Source organism: Cyclobacterium qasimii M12-11B, from assembly GCF_000427295.1.
Lineage (GTDB): Bacteria > Bacteroidota > Bacteroidia > Cytophagales > Cyclobacteriaceae > Cyclobacterium > Cyclobacterium qasimii.
In genome coordinates this window covers 35,888-60,463 of record NZ_ATNM01000137.1, presented here as the reverse complement: position 1 = coordinate 60,463, position 24,576 = coordinate 35,888, and the positions used below count along the sequence as shown (strand labels likewise).

Annotated in this window: 15 protein-coding genes and 2 pseudogenes; 16 read left to right on the top strand and 1 reads right to left on the bottom strand. The window is 38.8% G+C overall.

What is annotated here, in order from left to right:
* Positions 1–8: 8 nt before the first annotated feature.
* A pseudogene (locus ADICYQ_RS17100) lies at positions 9–1,030 on the bottom strand (LacI family DNA-binding transcriptional regulator).
* A gap of 363 nt (positions 1,031–1,393) precedes the next feature.
* Here ADICYQ_RS17100 and ADICYQ_RS17095 point away from each other — a divergent pair.
* The 16 genes and pseudogenes from ADICYQ_RS17095 (at position 1,394) to ADICYQ_RS17020 (ending at position 24,574) form a co-directional block, all read left to right on the top strand.
* Positions 1,394–2,647 carry a DUF6807 domain-containing protein gene (locus ADICYQ_RS17095; RefSeq protein ID WP_020891305.1) on the top strand — a complete coding sequence of 418 codons (1,254 nt, stop codon included), beginning with the start codon at positions 1,394–1,396 and terminating at the stop codon, positions 2,645–2,647.
* Between the two features lie 28 nt (positions 2,648–2,675).
* Complete coding sequence (locus ADICYQ_RS17090; RefSeq protein ID WP_081652381.1) at positions 2,676–3,548, top strand: ThuA domain-containing protein; 873 nt, start codon at positions 2,676–2,678, stop codon at positions 3,546–3,548.
* 57 nt (positions 3,549–3,605) lie between these two features.
* Positions 3,606–5,027 (top strand): Gfo/Idh/MocA family protein, encoded by a 1,422-nt coding sequence (locus tag ADICYQ_RS17085; protein WP_020891303.1) that lies wholly within the window; start codon positions 3,606–3,608, stop codon positions 5,025–5,027.
* Between the two features lie 19 nt (positions 5,028–5,046).
* The gene (uxuA, locus tag ADICYQ_RS17080) at positions 5,047–6,201 is read left to right on the top strand and encodes a mannonate dehydratase (RefSeq protein WP_020891302.1); all 1,155 of its coding nucleotides are present in this window, start codon (positions 5,047–5,049) and stop codon (positions 6,199–6,201) included.
* Between the two features lie 300 nt (positions 6,202–6,501).
* Positions 6,502–7,296 carry a glycerophosphodiester phosphodiesterase gene (locus ADICYQ_RS17075; RefSeq protein WP_020891301.1) on the top strand — a complete coding sequence of 265 codons (795 nt, stop codon included), beginning with the start codon at positions 6,502–6,504 and terminating at the stop codon, positions 7,294–7,296.
* Between the two features lie 401 nt (positions 7,297–7,697).
* A pseudogene (locus tag ADICYQ_RS30385) lies at positions 7,698–8,683 on the top strand (DUF6807 domain-containing protein).
* 155 nt (positions 8,684–8,838) lie between these two features.
* Positions 8,839–9,258: a DUF7800 domain-containing protein gene (locus ADICYQ_RS17060; protein ID WP_438830483.1), complete on the top strand. Its 420-nt coding sequence runs from the start codon at positions 8,839–8,841 to the stop codon at positions 9,256–9,258.
* Between the two features lie 334 nt (positions 9,259–9,592).
* Entirely contained in the window at positions 9,593–12,661 is a 3,069-nt protein-coding gene (locus ADICYQ_RS17055) for a SusC/RagA family TonB-linked outer membrane protein (protein WP_040416865.1), read from the top strand.
* Between the two features lie 12 nt (positions 12,662–12,673).
* Positions 12,674–14,311, top strand: coding sequence for a RagB/SusD family nutrient uptake outer membrane protein (locus tag ADICYQ_RS17050; protein WP_040416864.1), 1,638 nt, complete (start codon positions 12,674–12,676; stop codon positions 14,309–14,311).
* Between the two features lie 147 nt (positions 14,312–14,458).
* Positions 14,459–15,922 carry an alkaline phosphatase D family protein gene (locus ADICYQ_RS17045; protein WP_040416886.1) on the top strand — a complete coding sequence of 488 codons (1,464 nt, stop codon included), beginning with the start codon at positions 14,459–14,461 and terminating at the stop codon, positions 15,920–15,922.
* A 74-nt stretch (positions 15,923–15,996) separates the two neighbouring features.
* Positions 15,997–16,584 carry an RNA polymerase sigma factor gene (locus tag ADICYQ_RS17040; protein ID WP_051160264.1) on the top strand — a complete coding sequence of 196 codons (588 nt, stop codon included), beginning with the start codon at positions 15,997–15,999 and terminating at the stop codon, positions 16,582–16,584.
* 101 nt (positions 16,585–16,685) lie between these two features.
* Complete coding sequence (locus ADICYQ_RS17035; protein ID WP_152520498.1) at positions 16,686–17,564, top strand: FecR family protein; 879 nt, start codon at positions 16,686–16,688, stop codon at positions 17,562–17,564.
* Positions 17,561–17,674 (top strand): hypothetical protein, encoded by a 114-nt coding sequence (locus ADICYQ_RS31290; protein WP_498366135.1) that lies wholly within the window; start codon positions 17,561–17,563, stop codon positions 17,672–17,674. Before ADICYQ_RS17035 ends, ADICYQ_RS31290 begins: the two co-directional genes overlap by 4 nt.
* A gap of 102 nt (positions 17,675–17,776) precedes the next feature.
* Complete coding sequence (locus ADICYQ_RS17030; RefSeq protein WP_040416855.1) at positions 17,777–21,136, top strand: SusC/RagA family TonB-linked outer membrane protein; 3,360 nt, start codon at positions 17,777–17,779, stop codon at positions 21,134–21,136.
* Positions 21,137–21,154: 18 nt separating this feature from the next.
* On the top strand, positions 21,155–22,735 hold the full coding sequence (locus tag ADICYQ_RS17025; RefSeq protein WP_040416852.1) for a RagB/SusD family nutrient uptake outer membrane protein: 1,581 nt from the start codon (positions 21,155–21,157) through the stop codon (positions 22,733–22,735).
* A gap of 414 nt (positions 22,736–23,149) precedes the next feature.
* The gene (locus ADICYQ_RS17020) at positions 23,150–24,574 is read left to right on the top strand and encodes a sulfatase-like hydrolase/transferase (RefSeq protein ID WP_020891290.1); all 1,425 of its coding nucleotides are present in this window, start codon (positions 23,150–23,152) and stop codon (positions 24,572–24,574) included.
* Positions 24,575–24,576: the final 2 nt, after the last annotated feature.

Genomic DNA, 24,576 nt, shown 5'->3' with positions numbered 1-24,576 from the left:
GCTGGTCCTTATCTTTTTGATGAGCCTCTAATAATCAACTCATGTCTAAGGGTGATTGTATTTGTCTTCTGCAGGATTTCCTGGTGTTCATCATCGAGATGGTTGATTAGGTTTTTCATTGCTACTTCTCCCATATGATAACTTGGGTAGTTAATGGTGCTGAGATTAGGTTCCACCATTCTCGAAATAAGGTCATTGTTAAATCCTACGATTGCAATGTCTTCAGGTACGCTTATTTTTTCTTTTTTAAGGCCATCAAACAACTTGCTGCGCAAGCATCGTTGGAAACGAGTAATCCATCCGGACGTGGTTTTAATTTTAATATTTTTTCCACAATCCGGTCTCCTGATTCTTCTCCCAGATCATTGGTGATCACATTTTCTTCTTTAAATGCTAACCCATGATCCAAAAGCGCATACTTATAACCCTTCAACCGGTCCGAATAAACGTTAATTTTAAGGTTTCCTAAAACATGGACAATTCGCTTGCAACCTTCCTTGATCAAATGGCTAGTTGCATCATAAATTGCCTGTGTATTGTTTATTACTACGCCTGTGCAATTATTGTCTTCAGGAACCCTATCAAAGAAAAGAACAGGGATTTGCTTCTTGAAAAAAGGGGCAAAGTGTTCAATATTATCAGTGGTGCCTGCCTTCGATACCAAGAGGCCATCCACACGACTATTAAACATGGTGTTGGCATTGGACACTTCTTTTTCCAACGATTCAGTGGATTGGCTGATTATTAAATTATAACCCGCCTGAGTGGCTATTTCCTCCATTCCAGCCAATACAGATGACTGAAAAGGACTGTTTAATTTTGGGATAATTACACCTATACTTTTGGACCTTTTCTTACGTAGACTAGAGGCAAAAATATTGGATTGATATCCCATATTCTTAGCAGTATTAAGGATTTTTTCTCTTGTGTTTTCTTTTACTCTAGGGTGATTACTCAACGCCCTACTAACCGTAGTAGGGGACAATCCTACCACTTTGGCTATATCGTAAATCGTAATTTCTTTATTCATTTAATGGTTGCTTGGCGATATCTAAACTTAATAATACTTAAAATTATAGATTTATGCAACCGATTTCAATAGATAGCTATTTTAGTGCATTATTCCGTAGGTAAGGTTTTTAGCTTCTACAAAGTGATTATATTTTATGAATATGTAAAAAGTAAAATATTATCTATGAACCCACTCATAAAAAAGTCGATAATATTCATATTATTGGGTAGTTCGAAAGAAATTTACTGGTAAAAATCATTTTTTTTAGAATATTTCTAATTAAATCACAGATAAAATTTCATGAAATCGGTTGTATTGAAATAAATATATTGATATGTTTACGGAAAGAGAGGTTTAAAATAGTATTCAATACCATTCCTAATGAGATTTAGTAGACTCCTTTGTTTTTTAATAGGTTTGTGGACCCCATTTATAGGAATGGGTCAAAAAATTGCAGCAATATCATTTGATGAGGTGGTCAGTTCTGAATTTGGGTATCCAATATCATTAGACCTTAATTCAATTACCCATTTGCCGGATTCTTCATTGGTTCTGATGGATGTTACCTCAGGGAAATCAACTCAAGTGCCTTTTCAGGTAGATAACTTAAACGGCAGGTATATCTTTTGGATGATCGAGCCACAGGCCAATAAGGCTAAATCATCGCATTTGTTTGAACTTCACAGAACAGTTGAAAAAGAGAAGCACAATGTTTTTTTAGCCTTAAAAGCTACAGAAAGTAGCTTAATCATACAGAAAAACGGAGCGGATTTATGGCAATACAATCAAGGGATTGCGTATCCTCCAGAAGGCGTTGATAGTGCGTATGCGCGAAGTGGTTTTATTCATCCTATGTGGACTCCAGATGGCAAATCTTTAACCAGAATACAACCCAACGATCATTACCATCATTACGGACTCTGGAACCCTTGGACCAGGGCAACTTACAAAAATGAACTTATAGATTTTTGGAACTTAATGGAGAGGCAAGGAACTGTAAGGTTTGCTAATTTTATTAATAGAACTTCAGGTCCGGTTTTTGCCGATTACAAAGCGCTACATGAACATGTGGTTTTGAAGGATAGAAAAGTTCCGGAGATAGCCATGACTGAAGTACAAGGAACTCGGATTTATGCTTTAGAAAAAGACAATGATTATTACCTGGCTGATATCAGTATCGTATTGAATACAACACCTGATGAACCTGTTGTTTTGGAGGAGTACAGGTATGGAAGTTTAGGCTGGAGGGCAACTGAAAAGTGGAACCGCAATAACAGTGAAGTGATTACATCAGAAGGCCTGGACAGGAAATCAGCAGATGGTAGTTTGGCAAGATGGTGCATAGTTCAAGGGGAATTGGATGGGGATTATGGCGCTGTCGTAATGATGTCCTATCCCGCAAACTTCAATCATCCCGAACCTTTAAGGATTTGGCCAGAAGACATATACGATAGGGGAGATATGTACGCTAATTTTGCCCCAACAAAAAACATGGCTTGGAAATTAGAACCCAGTAAATCATACCAACTCAATTATCGTTTTTTAGTATCTTCGAAGAAGATAAGTCCAGAACAAGCAGAAGCTGCCTGGATGCAATTTGCGCATAAACCAATCATAACAATTAATAAATTCTAATCATTAGTACTAAACCAACATTGTCAAAATGAATAATAGTCCAACAGTCTCTAAATCATTAAAACAACTTCAAGTCTTTGTTTTAATGGCCATTTTATTGGTTTCAGGCACCGTCTTAGCTGAAGCAAAGTCACCAAAAAATCATTTAAAGAATAAAAATGTTCTGGTATTTACCAAAAACGGAAAGGGTTTTGTCCATGACAATGTCCCATTTGCAGTAGCAAGTTTAGAGAAATTGGCCGTTGAATATAAATTTAAAGTAACGGTAACAGACGACCCAAATTTTTTTACCGAGGAAAATCTTCAAAGCATAGATTTGATGGTATTTCCAAGTACCAATAATGAGGTGTTTACAAACAATGAGCAAAGATTAGCTTTCAGAAGATACATTCAAGCTGGTGGTGGACTAGTGGGGCTGCACTCAGTAATAGGTACAGAGAGAAACTGGGAATGGTTTAAGATGCTTATTGGAGGCACTTTTGTCGGGCATCCTAAATACCAAAAACTAGCCATTAATAAAATAGATAAAAGTCACCCTTCAATGGATGGTATCCCTAATATATGGGTCAAGGAAGATGAATGCTATTTGATGAAGGAGCTATATCCTGGGGCAAAGGTTTTAATGGCGCATGATTTGACCTCCTTAAATGGGGAGCAGCATGAGATGGTAATGGAGAAAACCGCTCCATTTCACAGGTATTACCCAGCAGTTTGGCACCAGGATTTCGATGGAGGAGTTGCTTGGATTACAGCATTAGGACACAATAAGAAAGATTATGAAGACCCTACTTTTCTAAAACATATTTACCAAGGCATGAATTTTATTGCCAGCCGCATTTCTAAAAAAGATTACTCAAAAGCATATGCCAATGCCTGGGATAGCCCTGTAAATTTTAAATAAGCATTAGACTTTCAATAATTAACAATAGACAATAGAACAATTTTAAAGAGTGCTTCTATGAAAAACGCCAAAAATACCAATGAATCAAGAAGGAAATTTATAAAATCAACGGGGAAGGGGGCATTAGCTGCTTCTTTGGCCGTAACTGGTTTTCCTACCATTGTTCCTGCTTCTGTTTTGGGGAAAAATGCCCCAAGTAATAAGATCAATATTGGTCAAGTAGGTTTTGGTAGAATAGCCATGACGCATGATTTACCTGAAACATTAAAGAATGATATCGCTAGAGTGATTGCTGTAGCAGATGTGGACAGTAACCGTGGAGCACAAGGCACACAGGGGATAGAAAGTTTTTATGAGAAAAAAACTGGCAAATCTAACTATGTAAATGTTAGCATTTACGATGATTTTCGGGAAATGATAAGCCGCAAAGATATCGATGCGGTTATCGTAAGTACTCCTGACCACTGGCACGCACAACCAGCAATGGAAGCCGCTTTAGCTGGTAAAGACGTTTACCTTCAAAAACCTACCTCTTTAACAATAGAGGAAGGTAGGATGATGAGTGATACGATTCATAGGACAGGCGCAGTTTTTCAAATGGGAAGTCAGCAAAGGTCTCAAAATCCCTGGCCACAATTTAAAAGGGCTTGTGAGTTGGTTCGAAATGGACGAATAGGGAAGGTTGAAAAAATATTTATCGGTTTGCCGGGAGATCCAGCAGGTGGAACAGCTACAGAGATGCCAATTCCTAAAAATCTTAATTATGAAATGTGGTTAGGATCTACCCCTTGGGTTCCATATACTTTGGACAGGGTGCATTCTCAGGATGATATTAGCTCCAGACCTGGTTGGTTGCGTTGTGAGCAGTTTGGTGCAGGAATGATTACCGGATGGGGAGCTCACCATTTAGACATTGCACATTGGGCCATGGGTAAAGAATATTCAGGTCCAATTGAAGTTGAAGCAACAGCTTCCTTTCCAACAGAAGGGCTTTGGTCTGTTCACGGTGATTTTAAAGTGAAAGCCAAATACGACAATGATGTCATCATGGAAGTAAGTGGGGATTATCCCAATGGTGTTCGCTTTGAAGGTACAGAAGGTTGGATTTTCGTTGCACGTGGAAACGTTGGCGTAACAGCCAGTGATCCTGTTCCTGGTGGAAAGGCCAGCGATGCTTTTAAAGCCAGTGATCAAAAAATCTTAGGTTCAGTAATAGGGCCTGACGAGGTACACCTTTATGAAAGTGAAGAACAGCACAAGAACTGGCTGGACTGTATCATCTCCAGGGAGCAAACCATCGCTCCAGTAGAAGTGGCGCATCGTTCCTGCAGTGCTTGTTTGGTTTCGCATATAGCCATGAAACTTCCGAGGAAACTGTATTGGGATCCTGTCAGAGAAAAATTCAAAAATGACGATGAGGCCAATGCGATGTTGTCGCGCCCACAAAGATTCCCTTATGGTACTTCAAATGTTCTTTAAATCTTCGCATTAAGAGTTTATGTCATTAATTCAAAGCTGGCGTTGGTTTGGCCCCAATGATTCAGTAAGTCTTCAGGATATTTTACAGGCAGGAGCTACAGATGTAGTTTCTGCCTTGCATTATATTCCTCATGGAGAAGTATGGCCACTGGAAGATATTTTAGAAAGGAAGGCGCTGATAGAAGCTGCAGGGTTAAAATGGTCAATAGTTGAGTCTGTTCCTGTTCATGAAGCCATTAAAACAAGGGGCAATGCAAATGAAAAATACCTGGATAATTACAAAACAACTTTAAGAAACCTATCGAAAGCCGGTCTTAATCTTGTATGCTATAATTTTATGCCTGTTTTGGATTGGACCAGGACAGACCTTTCTTATCGCTTACAGAATGGAGCCAAAGCACTTTATTTTGATTGGGCAGATTTGGCGAGTTTTGACCATTATATATTGCAAAGAGAGAAAGCTTTTTCCTACTATTCCGATGAAGTAGTCGAATTAGCAAAGCTAAGGTGGGCCGACATGACTGAAGAAAGGAAAAAGGAGCTTTCTGATATCATCCTTATGGGAGTGCCCACTGAAAAAAGCATGACCAAAGAAGACCTTATAAATAGCATTGCTATCTATAGGGAAATAGGAAAAGCTGGACTTAGAGACAACCTGGTATACTTTCTTAAGTCCATACAGCAGACTTGTGAAGAGGAAGGGATTACGATGACCATTCATCCTGATGACCCCCCATTTCCAATTTTAGGTTTGCCCAGAATTGCTTCAAATGTTGAGGATTTAAAATACATTATGGACAAAGTCCCAGAATTTTTCAATGGTGTCTGTTTTTGTACAGGGTCACTGGGTGCCGGCGGACACAACGACCTACCTGAAATTCTAGCTAAGATTGGAGAGAGGGTGCATTTTGCCCACCTTAGAAATGTTAAAAAGAACAATAGGGGAGACTTTTATGAAGCGGAACATTTGAATGGTGATGTAGACATGGTGACCATTATGCAGCAGCTAATCAAGTTGAATAAGAACCGAAAAAGGCCTATCCTTTATAGGCCTGACCATGGTCATCAACTTTTAGATGACCTCGATAAGCAAACCAATCCAGGCTATTCTGCAATAGGGAGATTAAAAGGTTTGGCTGAGCTCAGGGGGCTGGAAATAGGATTGGATAGGTAACTTAACCTAATTAAACCATTTCTGAAATTTCAACTTTTTACAAAAGCTGTAGAAACCCTAGAAACCAAGTTTATATAATTATCAAGTCCTTGTTACCAATTTGGTTTTAGGGTTTAGTCCTTGAACTAATCCTTTGAAATTTTCAAAAAAGGGGATTACCTTGTCAATTCATCGCAAATTAGAAATTTGATTAAATTCATCAGAAGAAAACATGCCCATTCAACATTCAAATAAAACAAAATTTCCCTTAAGGCATTTAGTGGAAAAGCTATCCCAGCCCTTATTATTCTATTATTTTTGGTGAACACAACCTTTCTTCAAAGCACCATTGCCCAAAGCATTGAAATGCCTGGTAAAGGCTTTTGTGCCCACAGGGGAGCCATGACCAGTCACCCTGAAAATACCCTTCCAGCATTTGAACAGTCCATTTTATCTGGAGCTCAAATGATAGAATTTGACGTTCAGTTTAGCAAGGATTCTGCACTTATCATTATGCACGATGGTACTGTGGACAGGACTACCAATGGGAGTGGAGAAGTTGCCATGATGGATTCAAAAGTGATAAGAAGCCTGGATGCCGGGAGTTGGAAAGACAAATCTTTTTCTGGTACACAGGTACCTGTTTTGAGCGAAGTTTTGGAGATGATGCCAGCCAATATATGGTTAAATGTTCATTTGAAAGGTGGGTTTGAGCTGGGTAAAAAAGTGGCTGAAGTTATTCTGGAAATGGGAAAAACCCATCAGGCAGTAATGGCCGTAAAGGAAGAGGCAGCAAATGGGGCAAGGTCAGTCTCAGATAAAATTTTGATCTGCAATATGGAAAGGCAATCCGGTGTTTTAGACTATGTGGAAGGAACCATTGCCATGGATGCAGATTTTATTCAATTAAAAGGGCCCGTAACTCCTGACTTTAAAAATTATGTTAAAAGCCTTCATGAAAAAGGCATTGGTATCAATTTTTTCGGTACAGATGATCCTGTCATGTTTAAACAATTGTTTGACTTGGGAATAGAATTCCCCTTGGTCAATGATATTGTAACAGCAATGGAACATGCCGAGGAGTTTGGGATTGTACCTGTTAAACCAATTAGGTAGTTTCTTGTCAGTTGTAGACTATCTAATAAATCTCAAGAAGCCTAGGCAGGTTGAAGTGTTTCTAACCATGGCAGTGAGCCTCCATAAAATAACGATTACGACACGATTTTGGCAGTAATATGGCCGATTTCTAAAAAGCAATACCTTTTTCGGGTATTGCTTTTTTTATGTAAAGGCCAGTTCCAATTTCCTTAAAGGTGACTTAGCAGAGCGGAAGTCAGCGGAATCGAAGCCTATAAATCACATCTGAAGGGTGGGAAACATTCAATAGCGCCTGTTTTGGACCTTTTGGGGGTAGCTTTCGGAACCCATAAAAAACTTTATCTACCTATAGGAGGTACTTTAATTCTGTTTTCTTAAATTACTGGGACGGCCGTAAATTTCAATACTTAAAAGTACAAATGATGAACCCTAAAAATTTTCTTTTATTAGTGATGTTGGTTTGCACCCTGACAATACAAAGGGGCTTCTCCCAACAAGTAAACTTTGTACAAACCGAAGATCAAATCGACCTATTTCTGGGCGATAAAATGGTTACCAGTTATAAAATCGGAGAAAATTTACTGAAGCCCTATCTTTTTCCAATTTTATCTCCTTCAGGTGTAGTGGTAACGAGAGGTTTTCCAATTGAGGAAAGGAAGGGAGAGAGCAAAGACCATCCTCACCATACCGGACTTTATTTTACCTATGGAAGTAACGAAGAGGTCAATGGCAACAGTTTTTGGAATCTCCATGATATCCCCCCTCAAATCAAACATATGGAGGTGTTGGAAATGAAGGAGGGAAAAATAAAGGGTATTTGACCACCTTAAGCCATTGGATAGGTAAGGACCACAAAGCGCTACTTTCTGAAACCCGTAAAATGGAATTTTCCTTTATAAAAGACAGGTACATTTTTGATTTTGACATTGTTTTGAAGGCCTTGAACCTACCGGTAACTTTTGAAGACACCAAAGAGGGGATGTTTGCTGTCCGGGTAGCAGATTGGCTGGCAGAAAAATCCAACCAATCCGAAATTCAAAACACGGGTGAATACTTGAATGCAGAAGGAGATCGAACAGAAAAAAACATCTGGGGAAAACGTTCAAGCTGGGTAAGACTAGAAGGAGAAAATGATGGCAAAAGAATAGGAATCGCTATTTATCACCATCCCGAAAGCACGAATTACCCAACCTTTTGGCATGCAAGAGGTTATGGATGTTTTGCAGCAAACCCCATTGGGCAGTTTGATTTCCAGAAAGGTCGCCATATAGAACAACCTGAAAAGCGTACCTTAACATTACAACCAGGGGAAGAAGCAAAGTTCAAATTCAGAGTAACCATTTATGAAGGGGACCGAACCTTTGAAAATTTTAATAAAGAATTTATAAATTTCAGTCGAAAATAGCCTGACCAAAAAATACGACTTAAAAATTCCCGCTACGCTCGAAAAATAGGCATCAATGTCAAATGGTAAGGTTGAATATTTATTAGGGTTGATGCTTCGCTGATTCAATGAAATCCTCGTTTTTTAAAGACCTGATAAATTAACAAAAACGTGGCATCCTTGCAGGTCCTATGCCAGGCCAGATTAAAGCTAACGGAGCATCAGTTTGGGTAAGAACCTTAGCTCCTTCTAAAGTTGAGGTAAGGATAGATAATGAGGAAGGAAATTTAGTTTTCGGACCAGTCTATACCACAGAGGAAACTGATTTGTCGGCAGTTGTTGAGGTTGATGGATTAAAGCCAGCTATAAAATATGCTTATAAAGTGATTGTTAATGGAAAAACCATTTCACCAGAGGTTGAACAAACAATAATGACTTTACCAGAAGACAATCAAAGCGAGGAAGTAAAAATTGCTTTTGGAGAGTTCACTTTTCTCCCTTCCGATAAAGATCCGGCGGTTGTTTTTCGTTTGGTGGGAGAAGATGGTCAAAACCTCTTTGAAAAAACCGTCAGAAAAAGTGAATTGACGCCATGAATTCACTATTATATAAATATCAAGGAGTGGGATGAATTAATAAAAGCAAACTTTGAAACTTAATTTACAGCTTAATATCAGTTGGAAAAGTAAGGGACTTTGTTTAAGAATTTTTAATTCCAATTATGCAATTTTTTTAACCGCTTGCATCTTTAAAGTAAAACAATTATGTAATTTTTTATAGATTGTTGGGCAGTAATTTATCTTAAGTAACTAAATATTTAAATCCTGACTTAAAATGTAGCAATCAAAATTTTGGTTTTACTGCCAAAAATAAATGTAGATTTTGGCAGTAAAACATAGCATTCATTTAATAACCTTAATCAATAAACCCATGATAACAAACTTTACAACAAACCGGCTGGTTAGGCTGGTGGCATTTTCTATGCTGCTATTTTGCACCTATACACAGGGAAGGGCAAATACAGCAAATTCTCCTTTCACTTTCCATTCGGAAATTGAAAAGAGCAATCCTACTAACAAACTCCCCGCTGCAATTAGTGGCACAGTGGTAGATCAGAATAATTTACCCATCCCAGGTGCTACCGTTGTGGTAGTGGGCACGACTACAGGAACCGTTACCGATATTGATGGGAAATTTAATATTGATGCTACTTCAGGACAGGTTATAAGGGTTTCCTTCATTGGCTTTCAATCTACCGAAGTAACCGTAGGCAATCAAACCACTTTAAACATTTCCTTGCAGGAAGACACCTCTTCACTTGAAGAAGTAGTCGTTGTGGGGTATGGTACCCAGCGTAAAAGTGATTTGACAGGGGCCATTTCCTCTGTAACAAGCGAAGACCTCAAAGAAACGCCTGCCGGTAATTTCCTGGAGCAATCACAAGGAAGGCTTGCAGGTGTTGATATAGTTAGAGCCAATGGCTCTCCTGGATCACCTGTACAAATCAGGATCCGTGGAAATCGATCTATAAACGCCAGTAATGAGCCACTTTATGTAATTGATGGTATTCCTACCAATGCAAATATCAATGATTTTAACCCCAATGATATAGAATCAATGGAGGTCTTAAAAGATGCGAGCTCAGTAGCCATTTATGGTTCCCGAGGGGCCAATGGAGTTGTTTTAATTACCACCAAAAGAGGTAAAACTGGTAAAGCGGTTATTAGCTATGATGGCTATTATGGGGTGAAACAGCCTATTGAAAACCTTAACCTTATGGATGGGGACGCTTTTGCTGCTTATTCCCGGATTGCCAGGGGGCATGATGGAGATGATCCATCCTTCGATGGTAATTTTCTAGCTCCTCTTGAAATAGAAAACCTTCAAGCGGGTAGGTTCACTAATTGGCTCGATTTGGCCTTGCAGACTGGTAGCCAGCAAGACCATCAGGTTTCTGTCAGTGGAGGAACCGATAAAATCAATTATTACGTTTCAGGCTCTTTTTTTAAGGAAGACGGTTACATCCCTGGAACTGATTTTGAAAGAACAGCGGTTCGTGTAAACCTCGAATCCAAGCTTACTGAAAAACTTAAATTAGGATTGAGTGCTACCGTTAGTTTAAGTGAAAGAAACCAAATGGCGAGTACACCCTTTTCGAACTCCATTGGATATTCTCCACTGGTAGGTCCAACAGATGAAGAGGGTAATTTCCTTGCGTTTCCAAATCCAAGAGAAGGCTTGCTTTCCAATCCCTTATTGAATTATCAACCTAACCAGTATGTAGATGAGACAAGAGGACATAGGATTTTTGCCAATCTTTACGCCGAATATCAATTCAATGACAATTTAAAACTCAGGGTAAATTATGGACCTGACTTTAACTTATCAAGAAGAGGAACTTATGGAGGGATGTTGGATGGAAATATTAATCAAGGGGCCATCAACAACCAAATGGATTTTGCTTATACCCAAGAAAATATCCTTTCTTATGATAAAATCTTTGGGAAACATGCTCTTAACTTGGTGGGTCTGTTTTCAGTACAGTCAAGTAGGTTTGAAACTTCCTCACTTTCGGGACAAGACATTCCTATAGAGAAATCATTGTTTTATGATCTGGGTAGTTCCTCTACTATTACTGGGATAGGAAGTTCTCTAGGTGAATGGGGCCTTACTTCTTATATGGGAAGGGCCAATTACCGTTACGATGACAAGTTTCTATTTACGTTAACAGGTAGAGCAGATGGCTCTTCAAGGCTAGCAGAAGGTAACAAGTGGGCATTTTTCCCTGCCTTTTCGGCTGGATATATATTGTCTGAGGAAGAATTAATGCAAGACTCTAAAATATCCTTTTTAAAGGTTAGGGGAGGATATGGAGAAGTAGGCAATACGGCAATTTCTGCCTATCAGACTTTAGGAGGACTGGAAAGAACGACTTATCTGTTTGGATCTACTGCTGCTTTTGGTTATGCCAACAGCTTAATTCCAAATCCGGATCTGAAATGGGAAATTTCCAAAACGATTAATATCGGTGTTGATTATGGTTTGTTTGCTGACCGTATCAACGGTAGTTTGGAGTATTACATTACCAATACGAGCAACTTGTTGTTAAATAGATTATTGCCAATTACTTCAGGCTACAATTCTGTACTTCAAAATATTGGCAGCACTAGAAACTCAGGTTGGGAATTGTCCTTAAATGCCAATATTATCAATCGACCAAATGGTTTGAAGTGGGATGTTGACATGAATGTATTTTCCAATAAGGAACAAATCACCGAGCTATTTGATGGAGAAAGTGATGATGTGGGAAACAACTGGTTTATAGGTGAGCCGATAAATGTGTTCTATAGTTTTGAACAAGGTGGTATATGGCAAACAAATGAGGCTGACCTTGCAGCAAACAATGGACAGCTACCAGGTGATATTCGTATCAATGATGTGAATGGTAGAGGAGCTGATGGTGAACTCACCAAGCAACCTGATGGAAATATCAATTCAGAAGATAGAAAAGTTTTAGGATCAACGGTTCCAAGTTGGTCCGGTGGCCTGACAAATAGGCTTAGCTATAAAGGTTTTGATTTATCGGTATTGGTTCATGCGCGCATGGGACAAATGCTAAACAGCGGTTACCATAACCTTGGAGGTAACAATTGGCAAGGTAGGCTCAATGCCATAACAATGGATTACTGGACTGTGGATAATCCTACAAATGCCATCCCAAGACCCAATGCCGGTGAGGCGCCTTTGTATTCAGATGCGGTTCGCTATTTTGATGGTTCTTATATTAAAATCAGAAATATAGCTTTGGGATATAATATTAATGCAGGACTGATTCAGAAATTAGGCTTAACGTCTGCCAGAATCTATTCTACTGTCAATAATGCATTTATTTTCTCTCCCTATTCTACAGTGGATCCTGAAACATCAAATGGCAGTGTCGGTGGTGGAAGCCCGCTTACTACCGCTTCTTATATTTTTGGAATTAATTTGAAATTTTAACCTGTCGATAACATGAAAGGCTATAATATAATTATTTGTTTCGTCCTGGGCTTTGTATTGAGTGCATGTAGCGAAATTTTAACAGAAGACCCGTTGAGTTTGGCCACATCTGATGGCTACTATACCACAGAAAGAGGAATTGAAGATGGCCTCAAGGCATCTTATACAACCCTTAGAGATTTTTACGGCCAACAAGATGGCTTTTTCCTGACCGTAACAGGGACGGATATCTTCACCAATGGATTTGGAGGGATCGCTAACAACCCAGACATTAACAATTATTCTTCAAATTTTCTAGGTACAAGTTCTACGGTAACCAATATATGGAATGCCTTGTATGTAGGCATAAACCAGTGCAATACAGTGGTTAGTAAAATTCCTGATGTAGAGGGGATTTCTGAAACTCGAAGAAAAGAAGTTGAAGCTGAAGCAAGGTTTTTACGTGCCCTCTATTATTTTCATTTGGTGCAGCAGTGGGGGGATGTTCACTTTTCACTTGAAGAAACCAAAGGGGTGGAGACAGAAGCAAACAAGACTCCGGTAACCACCATTTATAACAATGGAATTCTTCCTGACTTGGAATTTGCGGTTGCCAATTTACCTACTAGTTCCCCAGATGCTGGGCGGGCTTTTAAAGGGGCTGCTGAAGCCATTCTAGCAAGGGTTCAATTGACGTTAGGAAACTGGGAAGCGGCAGAAAAGCTCGCAACCAATGTAATCAATAATTATGATTTCGAGTTGATTACACCCTATGCTGACCTTTGGGACGTCAACAATGACACCAATAAGGAATTTATTTGGACAGTACAATTTACCGATGACCCAATATTGAATGGTCCGGGCAATTCAGGTCACCTGTATTTTATATTTGACTATACTTTCAACCCAGCAATGGTTAGAGATACAGAAAATGGCCGGCCTTTTCAGCGATTTTTGCCAACCAATTATTTATTCAGTCTTTATGACAGGGAAGTAGATGCGCGTTGGAATGGCTCTTTTAAAACAGTGTGGTATGCAAATATTCCTGGTGAAATAAATGGACAGCAAGTCAATCCTGGTGACACTGCCATACATATAGTCATGGAACCTGTAGCAGATGAAGTGAAACAAGCAGCACCTTACTGGATCATTGATTACAAAGGAAACTGGATAGGTGATGTAAATGCCTACCAGGAAATTGGTACCAACCAGCGAAGAAATTATCCCTCTTTGTTAAAATTTCTGGATCCTTTGCGCCCGAGTACAAACGAAACAGCTGGACGTAGGGATTTCCCGGTAGTTAGGCTTGCTGAAATGTATTTGATAGCAAGTGAAGCAGCATGGCGCCAGGGAGATGCCAATGCAGCTGCTACTTATATGAATGTATTGAGGTCACGTGCTGCTATTCCTGGAATGGAAGCTCAAATGCTAGTTGATGCTTCGGATATTGACCTGGATTTTATTTTGGAAGAAAGGGCCAGAGAATTGGTAGGAGAGAAGCATAGATGGTACGATCTAAAAAGAACGGGTACGCTATTGGAAAGGGTTAAAGAATACAACCTGGATGCGAGCCCCAATATCAAGGAAATGCACCTGGTGAGACCCATACCACAGACGCAAATAGATAGGGCGAGTAATCCCGCTGAATTCAAGCAAAATCCTGGGTATTAAATTTAAAGAATACGGTAGCCTCCCAATTATTACGGGAGGCTATTTTTCTTTTTTAGAATTTAAGCTAAATTTAGTTCGAATAAAGCAATGGGATCCCTGGTTAGGACTCCAATAACTTCCAAAACCTTTACCCAAAATAAAATTAAGATGAATTTAAACAATAGGAGAAAGTTTTTTAAGAAGGTCATTGCAGGACTTGTTTCCTTTTCAATCGTCCCTAAGATTGCCTCTGAGGCAACTGCATTGAAAATGAAAAGAAGAGCTGAAGTTCCCTATTTCACGAATGGCTTTAAGATAGCAGAAGTGGACACAAACACTACCATGCTTTGGACAAGGCTTTGTTCCCAGGCAGAACCCAACCCCGTTAGGCATGAGCGAATAGAAAAGGTTTTTAGGCATCCTATAAATTTTGATGAAAACCAGGAGGTAAGTAAAATGGATGGGGCAGTAGCTGGAACTGAGGGCATGGTAAGGGCCACGGTGAAAGATAAGCGTGGGAGAACGGTTTACACTTCGTCATGGAAGAAAGCTACACCTGCAAATGATTTTACTTCTCAAATTCCAATCAAGGACCTTAAATCAGGGCATGCTTATCAAATCATTTTGGAAGCAAAAAAGACGGATTCCGGTGAAGTGAATATTGAACAAGGTTCTTTCTCAACCGCCCCTGGAAAAAAAGACAAGGTTCCCGTGTTATTGACCACTTCTACCTGTCAGTATTTTTGGAGTTTTGATGACAAGACAAGGGGCTTTCATACCTATGACAGTATGGCCAAGCTCAATCCCGACTTTTTTGTACATACGGGTGATTACATTTATTATGATAAACCTGGACCTTTGGCTAAAAATTTCGAGAAAGCACGTCATAAATGGCATGCGATGAATGGCTGGCCATCTTTGAGGGATTTTTTCAAGAAAGTCCCAATATACATGATCAAGGATGATCACGATGTATTGAAGGACGATGCTTATCTTGGGAAAGGACCTTATGGAGATTTAACCTTTCAGGATGGTGTGAAAATATGGTATGAAAATGTGCCAATCGAAGACAAACCCTACCGTACCGTTCGATGGGGAAAAGACTTGCAATTTTGGATGGTAGAAGGTAGAGAATACAGGTCTCCAAATGACATGGAAGATGGCAGTGAAAAAAGCATTTGGGGAAAGGAGCAAATTGATTGGTTTACCAAGTCCGTGGATGAATCAGACGCCACCTTCAAACTTCTTTTCACAGCTACACCTATAGTCGGTCCAGATAGAGAAAGAAAGAAAGACAATCACTCTAATAGTAATTTTCAGAATGAAGGAGATTGGTTAAGAGGTTATCTTTCCAGTCAGGAAAACATGTTTGTAGTCAATGGAGATCGACATTGGCAATACGTTTCCAAAGATGCTGAAACTGGGTTGGTGGAATTTGGTTCCGGTCCTGTGAGTGATTATCATGTACAGGGTTGGGATGAAGGCGATGTTCGTCCAGAACACCAATACCTCAATTTGATAGGTGGCTTTTTATCTATTAAAGTAGACCGGGAATCAGGTGAACCAAAAATCAGATTCAACCATAGAGATGTTTTTGGGAAGGTTGTGAATGAGCAATCTTTTATTGGATAGTGGATATATGAGCAATCTCTTTTAATTTCTGCTATATTTGAAATAGAAATTTCTTTATAAAACAGCGGATTGGAGTGAGAAAACTATGTCAACATACAGAAGCTGATATAGTCCTGCTATTAAAGCAAGGAGACAAATCTGCATTTGAAGAGCTATACCACCAGTATATAGACAGGATGCTTGGGTTTGCAGGTGCTTTTTTATTAAATCCTGAAGAGGCGGAGGAGATTGTTCAAATAGTTTTCATTAGTGTTTGGGAACACAGAAAGTCTTTAGATCCTACTAAAAGTTTTGGTGCCTATCTTTACCAATCCATCAAAAATCGGATGCTGAATAAAATTAGAGATGCTAAGCGAATGTGCGATCTTTCGGATGTTTCAGGTGATAATTCATTGGATAAAAATGATATCGAAAGGCAACTTTGTTTAAAGGAAATCACTCTTGAAACCATGGCAACTATCAAGAAAATGCCAAAAACCCAACAAAAAGTATTTTTACTTAGCAGAGTAGATGGGTTTTCTAATCCTGAAATAGCCAAAAAACTAAGTATTTCAATCCGAACCGTGGAGCATCATATTTATCAAGCTAAAAAGTGTTTTGTAATTAAAAATTTCGACAGAATTGTATTTTTCACAATAATCATGAATAATATTCTGTCATAAATTGTCACAAATTAGGTGATTCTAGTTTCTGCATTTTTTTTCTCAGAATCTTGTAAGTAAATATTGCTTTGCCTGTGTATTATAAAAAAAGGCAAAGCAAATTGGATAAGAGTAAATTAGTAAGGTACTTAAATGGTCGATCTTCGAAAGAAGAAGAATTAGCCGTGTTAAATTGGCTTAATCGGCATGAGGCAGGTGAAGAACTAGACCAACTTTTCGAAGAAGTTTGGGAATTATCAAATACCACCCCTCAAACTGATATAAGGAAAAAAAATCTATTGGTAAAGATCAACCAAAAGATTAAAGATAAAAGCAGGCCAACTCAGGCTAAAAAATCAATTTTTTTACAATTAAAAGTTGCAGCTGTTTGGTTGATATTAATAGGTTTCCTTGCGGTTACGCTTAAAGTTATTTGGGACAATAAGCCTATTGAGAAAGAGTTAATAGCCGAAATCAACTGGATTGAACGGATCGTTCTACCCGGCGAGAAACTTCGTTTAATTTTACCTGATAAAAGCCAAGTTCTGGTAAATAGTGATTCGAAAATTAGGTTTCCTTCTTCTTTTGGCCAAAAGTCTCGAGAAGTTTATTTGGAGGGGGAAGCATTTTTTGAAGTGAAAAAAGAGAAGGGGCGCCCATTTAAAGTCCATGCGGGTGAAATGACGGCAGAGGTTCTTGGGACGAGTTTTAATATCGTTTCAAGATTTCACAACAATAGGGTGGCTTTATTTGAAGGGAAAGTAAAAATTAGTAGTGCAAGTGAAAACACCTTTCTCTCTCCAGGAGAGATGGTTGAGTATGTGTTCGACAACAATATACACCTACATGTTCACCCATTTATTTACCAAAACGAAATGGCTTGGAAAGAAGGGCAAATAAAGTTTCAGAATGAAAGTCTTCAGAAAATACTTCAAAAATTGGAGCAATGGTATGGGGTAACTTTTATTCTGGACAGTGAATTAAAATTAATAGAACTGTGACGGGGACATTCAATAATGATAACCTAGATAATGTACTTACAGGTTTAGGTTTTACATTAAACTTCAAACATTCTATCCAAAATAAAAGTGTCAAACTGAAATCATTGTAGCCTATGTAACAAAAAATGCAGGACAAACCCTCCATCGCCAAATGACCGGGTTCATCCTGACCGTTCCTATAACATTTTAATTTTATAAAAACATACGAAAATATGAAAACAAAAATACTTCACCTAATCAAAATGGTATCACGTCATATCTTATATGGATTAGTGTTGCAGGTGATCTTCTTAAGTACTTTGCTTGCCAATGATACAAATGCGCAAATAAAGCCTATAGACGAAACCTTCATCCACATAGAACAATCCGAATGGCAAATAAGCAATGTCATTCAACTTCTTGAAAAACAGACCGAGTACAAGGTGGTTTTTGCTGATGATCAATTAATTGCACAGACTAAAGTTAAATTAAAGCAGGGCAATAGATCCGTTTATGACATCTTGTATGAGATTTCAACGCATACTGTGCTGAAATTTAAACAAGTAAACAATACTATTTATGTAGGTACCCTATCTGGGACAAAGAATATACCTAACATAGATAATTCTTTTGCTGTTGTAACTGGAATTGTTAGAGACATTAATGGACTTCCTATTCCTGGTGCAACGGTTGTTGTTGAAGGAATTAATACTGGCACAGTGACAGACCTTGATGGGAATTTCAGTTTGGATGTTCCTACTGGTAAAGCAATAGTAATCTCATTTATTGGTTACGAGTCTCAGCGAATTGTTCCTAATAATCAAGGTCAGATTTCTGTTGTTCTTAAAGAAGACCAAACTTCCCTCGATGAGGTTGTTGTGGTTGGTTATGGGGTGCAAGAGAAGCTTTCTGTCACCAATTCTCTTGCACAAGTATCTGGGGATAAATTGGAAAGAAGGCCTGTTGCAGATTTTCAACAATCCTTGCAAGGTCTAGCACCAGGCGTGACCGTTGTAGATCAGGGAGGAAGACCAGGAAACAATAATATTAATATTAGAATTAGAGGTATTACTACACTCGGGAATAATAATCCACTGGTAATTGTAGATGGAATAGAGCAAAGGATCAATGACATTAACCCAAATGACATCGCCTCTGTTACTGTATTAAAGGATGCTTCATCATCAGCAATTTACGGTTCTAGAGCAGCAAATGGAGTTATTCTGGTAACCACAAAAAGAGGTAAAAAAGGTGAAATTTCAGTTAGCTATGATGGTTATTTTGCTCTTCAGGAAGTTACAAACAGACCCGAACACATGGATCTCGAAAATTATTTTCGTTTAGAGAATGATGCATATGCCAATGCTGGGAGGAGTATCCCTTACACTGATGATTTCATTCAGAATTATGTGGCCAATGCCCCTAGCCCTGAGTATCCACTTCCATTTCCCTACTGGAGAAAAGATGATTTGGGCATGTTGAAAACAGCTCCACAGCAAAACCATACACTTTCTGTAAGTGGAGGGAGTGAAAATTTCACAGGCAGATTCAGTGTAAGGCACCAATCTATTGACGGTGTTGCACCGAATTTCAGTGATAAACTGAATGAATTTAGAATGAACCTTGATCTGAAAGCTTCAGAGAAAATCAAGTTTTCAGGAGATTTGAATTACAGAACCAAAGAGTCACATCAACCTGCAGGTTCATCTGCCTCAGGTAATGGGGAATCACTTGTTTTCCAATACATGTTACACGCAAGTAAATTCTCATGGCCGAAATACGAAACAGGAGAATATGGCTTAGGCCCTCAGGTAAATAACCCACTTCTATTTGCAGAACTTACAGGTGACAGTAGAACCATCGATGATTACCTTACTGGAAGTGTGAAATTTGATTACGAAATACTGCCTGGATTAAATTTTTCCACCCAGTATGCGCTTAGAAATACCCATATTCAAATAAAAACGTTTTCAGACAGGTATTCCAATGAAGATCCAATCAATGGTAGAGTGACTCAACGATTTGTTAATACGCTAACAGAATCCAGGAGAAATATTAGGGAGTTGACTTTAAATAGTCTATTGACCTATACCAAGGATTTTGGTGCCCATAAATTTATTGGTCTTTTGGGATATTCTACCGTTGAAAATCAAAACAATATCATCACAGGGTTTCGACAAGAGTTTTACAACAATGATGTTCAATCTTTAAGTCAGGGGTCAAATGAGAATCGTGATGCTACAGGAGTGGATGCGGAATGGGGACTACGGTCTTATTTTGCCAGGCTAAATTATAATTACAATAACCGTTATTTCCTTGAATTGAACGGCAGATATGATGGTTCTTCCAGGTTTAATCAGGATAACAGATACAGTTTTTTCCCTTCATTCTCAGCTGGGTGGAGGCTATCTGAAGAGGAATTTTGGGCTGACTGGAAAGGAGTGGTAAATGAATTTAAGTTGAGAGGTTCATATGGTGCCACCGGAAACCAAGCTGTGGGTTTATATTCCTTCTATGAAACACTTAGTGCTATTAATTACTCCTTCAACGATTCCCCTGTGCAAGGATTTTCCCAATCAAATCTTGCCAACCAAAACCTGACTTGGGAAACTACCTATCAAACAAATATTGGTTTTGACATGGCTTTATTGGAAGACAGGGTTTCAATGACTTTTGATTACTACAATAAAACGACTGATGGAATTTTGTTGCAGTTACCCATACCAGCACTAATAGGTCTGGGAGCTCCTGTTCAAAATGCTGGAATAATTAATAATAGAGGCTATGAAATTGGGTTGAATTACCGTGGAGGTAATAAACTAACCTATGATCTGGGGCTTAATTTTAGCCAGAACAAGAATGAAGTGATAGACCTGGTGAATTCTGGCCCATATATTTCTGGAAGTACCACCGCTCCTCGATTTATCATTCAAGAAGGAATGCCTATTAATTCCCACTGGGGATATATCACCGATGGCGTCTTTCAGACCCAAGAGGAGGTTGACAATTACCCTACTCTCAGACCCAATAGTGCCCCTGGTGATGTCAAGTATGTAGATGTTAACGAAGATGGAATTATAAATGAAAATGATCACCAGAACTTGGGATTGTCATTTCCTAAATTTGATTTCGGCTTAAATGGAACACTTAATTACGGCAATTTTGACCTGTTTCTGCAATTTCAAGGAGCCGCAGGTCATAAAACAAGGTTAGATGGTGCATTTCAACAAATAGCCACCTATGAAACATTTACACATGCCATTTATACGGATAATTATTGGACACCTGAAAATCCTAATGCAGAATTCCCTAGGCCAATCAAAGGAGATCCGAGAAATTTCCAAACTTCTGATGAACAGTTAATTGATGCTTCATATTTGAGGCTTAAAAACGTAGTGTTGGGATATACGCTACCCGCTTCAGTAATCGAAAAGATTTCGGTTGGTAGTATTCGCGTATTTCTTGGAGCGACCAACTTATTGACCTTTTCAGAACTCAATAGATGGGATTTGGACCCTGAGATTCCTTCAGGAAGAGGACAATATTACCCTCAGGTAAGTATGTATTCTCTCGGAGCAAACATTAGGTTTTAATAAATTATAGCTGAAAACATGAAGAATTTAAAATATATATTTCTGCAAGTAGCTGTCATCATAATGGTTTCTTGCCAAAGTGATTTATTGGAAACCATTCCTAATGATAGAATTTCAAAAGAAATCTTTTGGATAACTTTGGATGATGTAGAGTTTGCTGCCAATGCAGTATATCCCTCCTTGGATGGCACAAGTATTTTCTCGTATGATGGATTGACGGATCAGTTAATGACGAATCATCCTTTTAATGCCAATGTAGAATTACAACGTGGGTTTGGAACCATTGCTTCCGGTAGGTATTTTTCTGAGTGGGAAGATGCTTATCAAGGTATTCGAAGAGCCAATGATTTCATGGACAACGTGGATCAGGTAGAAGAGAGTGACCAGGAGGCTATCAATAAATACAAAGCAGAGGTAATGACCTTGAGGGCTTACCAATACATTAAGCTGGTAATGCTATTTGGTGATGTTCCATTGCTTACAACAGGAATTGATATTCCGCAAGGAAGAACAGTCACTAGAACTCCGGTTTCACAAATATGGGATTTTATAGAAGATGATCTTACTCAGGCTGCAGTTTGGTTGCCGTATGAAAACAATGGAAGGATAGGAAAAGGGGCAGCCTTGGGTTTAAAAGCCAGAGCGATGCTGTATGCTGGAAGATATAGCGAAGCAGCCGAAGCAGCAAAAGAAGTAATAGATAGCAATGTTTACAGTTTGTATCCTGATTACTTTAATTTGTTTCAATACGAAGGTGAAAACAATGCGGAGGTGATGCTTGCAAGGGAATATGCCCCGGATGTTAATTCCCATAATATTTATTCAAGTGTAGCCCCTTGGAGTCAGATTTCTGGAAGTAATGGAAGTTTGTATGTGCCTACCAAATCGATTATAGATGCCTACCCAATGTCCAATGGGTTAGCTATTTCTGATCCTCAAAGTGGCTTTGACCCATTAAATCCTTATGAAAATAGAGATCCGAGGTTGGCTCAATCGGTTTTTTTAACAGAAATAACACCTCTTCCAGATGGCGGAATTTATGGTTCCACACCTGAAACGGATGGTTCTGATGCGGTTCAAATTACCGTTTACTCTACGGCTACTGGATACAATGTTAGGAAGTATGTTGCAGATGAAGATTATAGTAATCCTTCAAACTCTGGTCTTAATATTATTCTAATTAGGTATGCTGAAGTGCTATTGACCTATGCCGAAGCGAAAATAGAATTAGGTGAAATTGACGAATCGGTTTATGCTGCAATTAACCTTGTTAGACAAAGAGAAAGTGTAATGCTTCCACCTTTTACCTCTGAAGTAGCGAATACTCAAGCGAGTTTAAGATCAATTGTTAGGAATGAACGGACAGTTGAACTTGCATTCGAAGGTTTTAGGTTATTTGATATAAGAAGATGGGAAATAGCTGAAGAAGTAATGCCAGGAGTTCCATTTGGGATGACTTATTTGGATAACGATAATCTTGTCCAAATCAGCCTTGAAGGATTTGATAGATCTTTTGACACAGGGAGAGATTATTTATGGCCTATTCCTAATAGAGAAAGAGAATTGAACACCCAATTGACCCAAAATCCAGGTTGGTAATGGTAAACTCTCCTGGAAATTCCCGGGAGAGTTTACCTCTTTTATTTAAATTATGGACTATGAAAAGTGGGGTGTTATGATTATACTCTGTAGGGCAATACACCAAACTTTTGGATTTAGTGGCTTATTAGTAAAAGACCTTTAGTACCTGTCAAATCCTATTACGGTATGAAATTGAAGCCTCATATAGATATGCCTTGTGGGACAATTGAAATTTGATTAATATCAGCTTCAAAAGAAAATAATTGGCTTTTACATTCGGGATTTTGCCAATTCAGCAATTGTTAATAGTTGCACTGTCTAAAGACCATTTAAAATTTTGTGGAACAACTATTTAATTTGAAGCGGAAAGAGACATCGAACGAGTTAGATTTTTGTTGTTTTATCAAGATCAATTAATCATCAAACAACCCCATGACAAAATTATTGAAATCCTTTAAAGGAATTGCGCTCCTTATTATTTGTGCTAACCTCATTGTTATTCCCTCCTTTGGCAGGCAAAAAAACAACACCCAAGCGCCTCCTAATATCCTTATCATAACCGTTGACAATGTAGGCTATGGGGATTTTAGTTTTATGAATGAGGCTTCTCCAATATTGACACCTAACTTGAATAAATTGGCCAAACAAGGTGCGATTTTGACAGATTTCTATACGGGATCCCCAACATGCACAGCCTCCAGGGCTAGTTTGCTTACGGGAAGAATACCTCAAAGAAACAAATTGGATTACCAACTTGGTGGTTTGGCTGGTAACTATGGAATAGGACTTCCTCAAACAGAAATCATCATTCCAAGGGTATTAAAAAGCAGTCCTCATGGTTATGCAACAGGGGCCTTTGGTAAATGGAACATTGGTTTTGCACCTGGTTCCAGACCTACTGAAAGAGGTTTTGACGAATTTCTGGGCATTGCTTCTGGAAATGTGGATCATTTTTCACATGTTTATGCGGGGAGACACGACCTTTACCATAATACCACTTCTATCAATAGACATGGGGAGTTCAGTACGGACCTATTTGCCAATGCAGCCATTGATTTCATTAATAAGAATACGGCAGAAGAAAAACCATGGATGGTCTACCTCCCATTTGATGCGCCACATCATCCTGGAGATAGAAATATTGAGCCAGGGGAAGAGAACATTTGGAAAGCGCCAGATTATGCTTTTAAACCTTATGGCCTAAAACCAGATGAGAAAGACCCTAAAAAAAGGTTCAATGCTATAGTTACCGCAATAGACATGGCCGTAGGGAGATTGATGACTTCGTTGGATGAACTTGGGATTGCAGACAATACCTTTGTGTTTTTCTATTCAGACAACGGTGCTTTTTACCCTTACCTGGACATACAATCCAACGCACCACTGAATGGAGCAGGAGTGACCCTATGGGAAGGTGGAATACGCGTGCCTGCATTGGTTAGATGGCCAGGTAAAGTAAAAGCCAATTCTACCATCAACACACGCCTATGGTCTTTGGACTTGTTGGTGGGTGCTGCTGATCTCGCAGAGGCTGAGTTGCCACAAGACAGGTATTATGATGGCAAAAACCCTTTACCTGTGTTGACAGGTGAAACGACTCATTCACCTCATGCTTCCATGTTTTTTAAATACAAGGGACAAGAGGCTTTGATTTGGGGTGACTATAAAATTTTTAGGGAAAGTAATCTGGAACCTTGGAAGTTATTTAACCTGAGTGAAGATATCTCTGAATCAAATGACCTTGCTGAAAAGAGACCAGATTTAGTTAAAAAATTAGAACAACCATTCAAATTAACGGAAGAAGAGATTAATAGTGATTTAGAACGAGAAAAAAGCAACGCTAAACTCGGCAATTAAAA

Coding starts and splice junctions, on each gene's coding strand:
- ADICYQ_RS17085 (WP_020891303.1), top strand. CDS start 3,606: ATGAAAAACGCCAAAAATACCAATGAATCAAGAAGGAAATTTATAAAA.
- ADICYQ_RS17055 (WP_040416865.1), top strand. CDS start 9,593: ATGATAACAAACTTTACAACAAACCGGCTGGTTAGGCTGGTGGCATTT.
- ADICYQ_RS17095 (WP_020891305.1), top strand. CDS start 1,394: ATGAGATTTAGTAGACTCCTTTGTTTTTTAATAGGTTTGTGGACCCCA.
- ADICYQ_RS17045 (WP_040416886.1), top strand. CDS start 14,459: ATGAATTTAAACAATAGGAGAAAGTTTTTTAAGAAGGTCATTGCAGGA.
- ADICYQ_RS17090 (WP_081652381.1), top strand. CDS start 2,676: ATGAATAATAGTCCAACAGTCTCTAAATCATTAAAACAACTTCAAGTC.
- ADICYQ_RS17025 (WP_040416852.1), top strand. CDS start 21,155: ATGAAGAATTTAAAATATATATTTCTGCAAGTAGCTGTCATCATAATG.
- ADICYQ_RS17020 (WP_020891290.1), top strand. CDS start 23,150: ATGACAAAATTATTGAAATCCTTTAAAGGAATTGCGCTCCTTATTATT.
- uxuA (WP_020891302.1), top strand. CDS start 5,047: ATGTCATTAATTCAAAGCTGGCGTTGGTTTGGCCCCAATGATTCAGTA.
- ADICYQ_RS17030 (WP_040416855.1), top strand. CDS start 17,777: ATGAAAACAAAAATACTTCACCTAATCAAAATGGTATCACGTCATATC.
- ADICYQ_RS17050 (WP_040416864.1), top strand. CDS start 12,674: ATGAAAGGCTATAATATAATTATTTGTTTCGTCCTGGGCTTTGTATTG.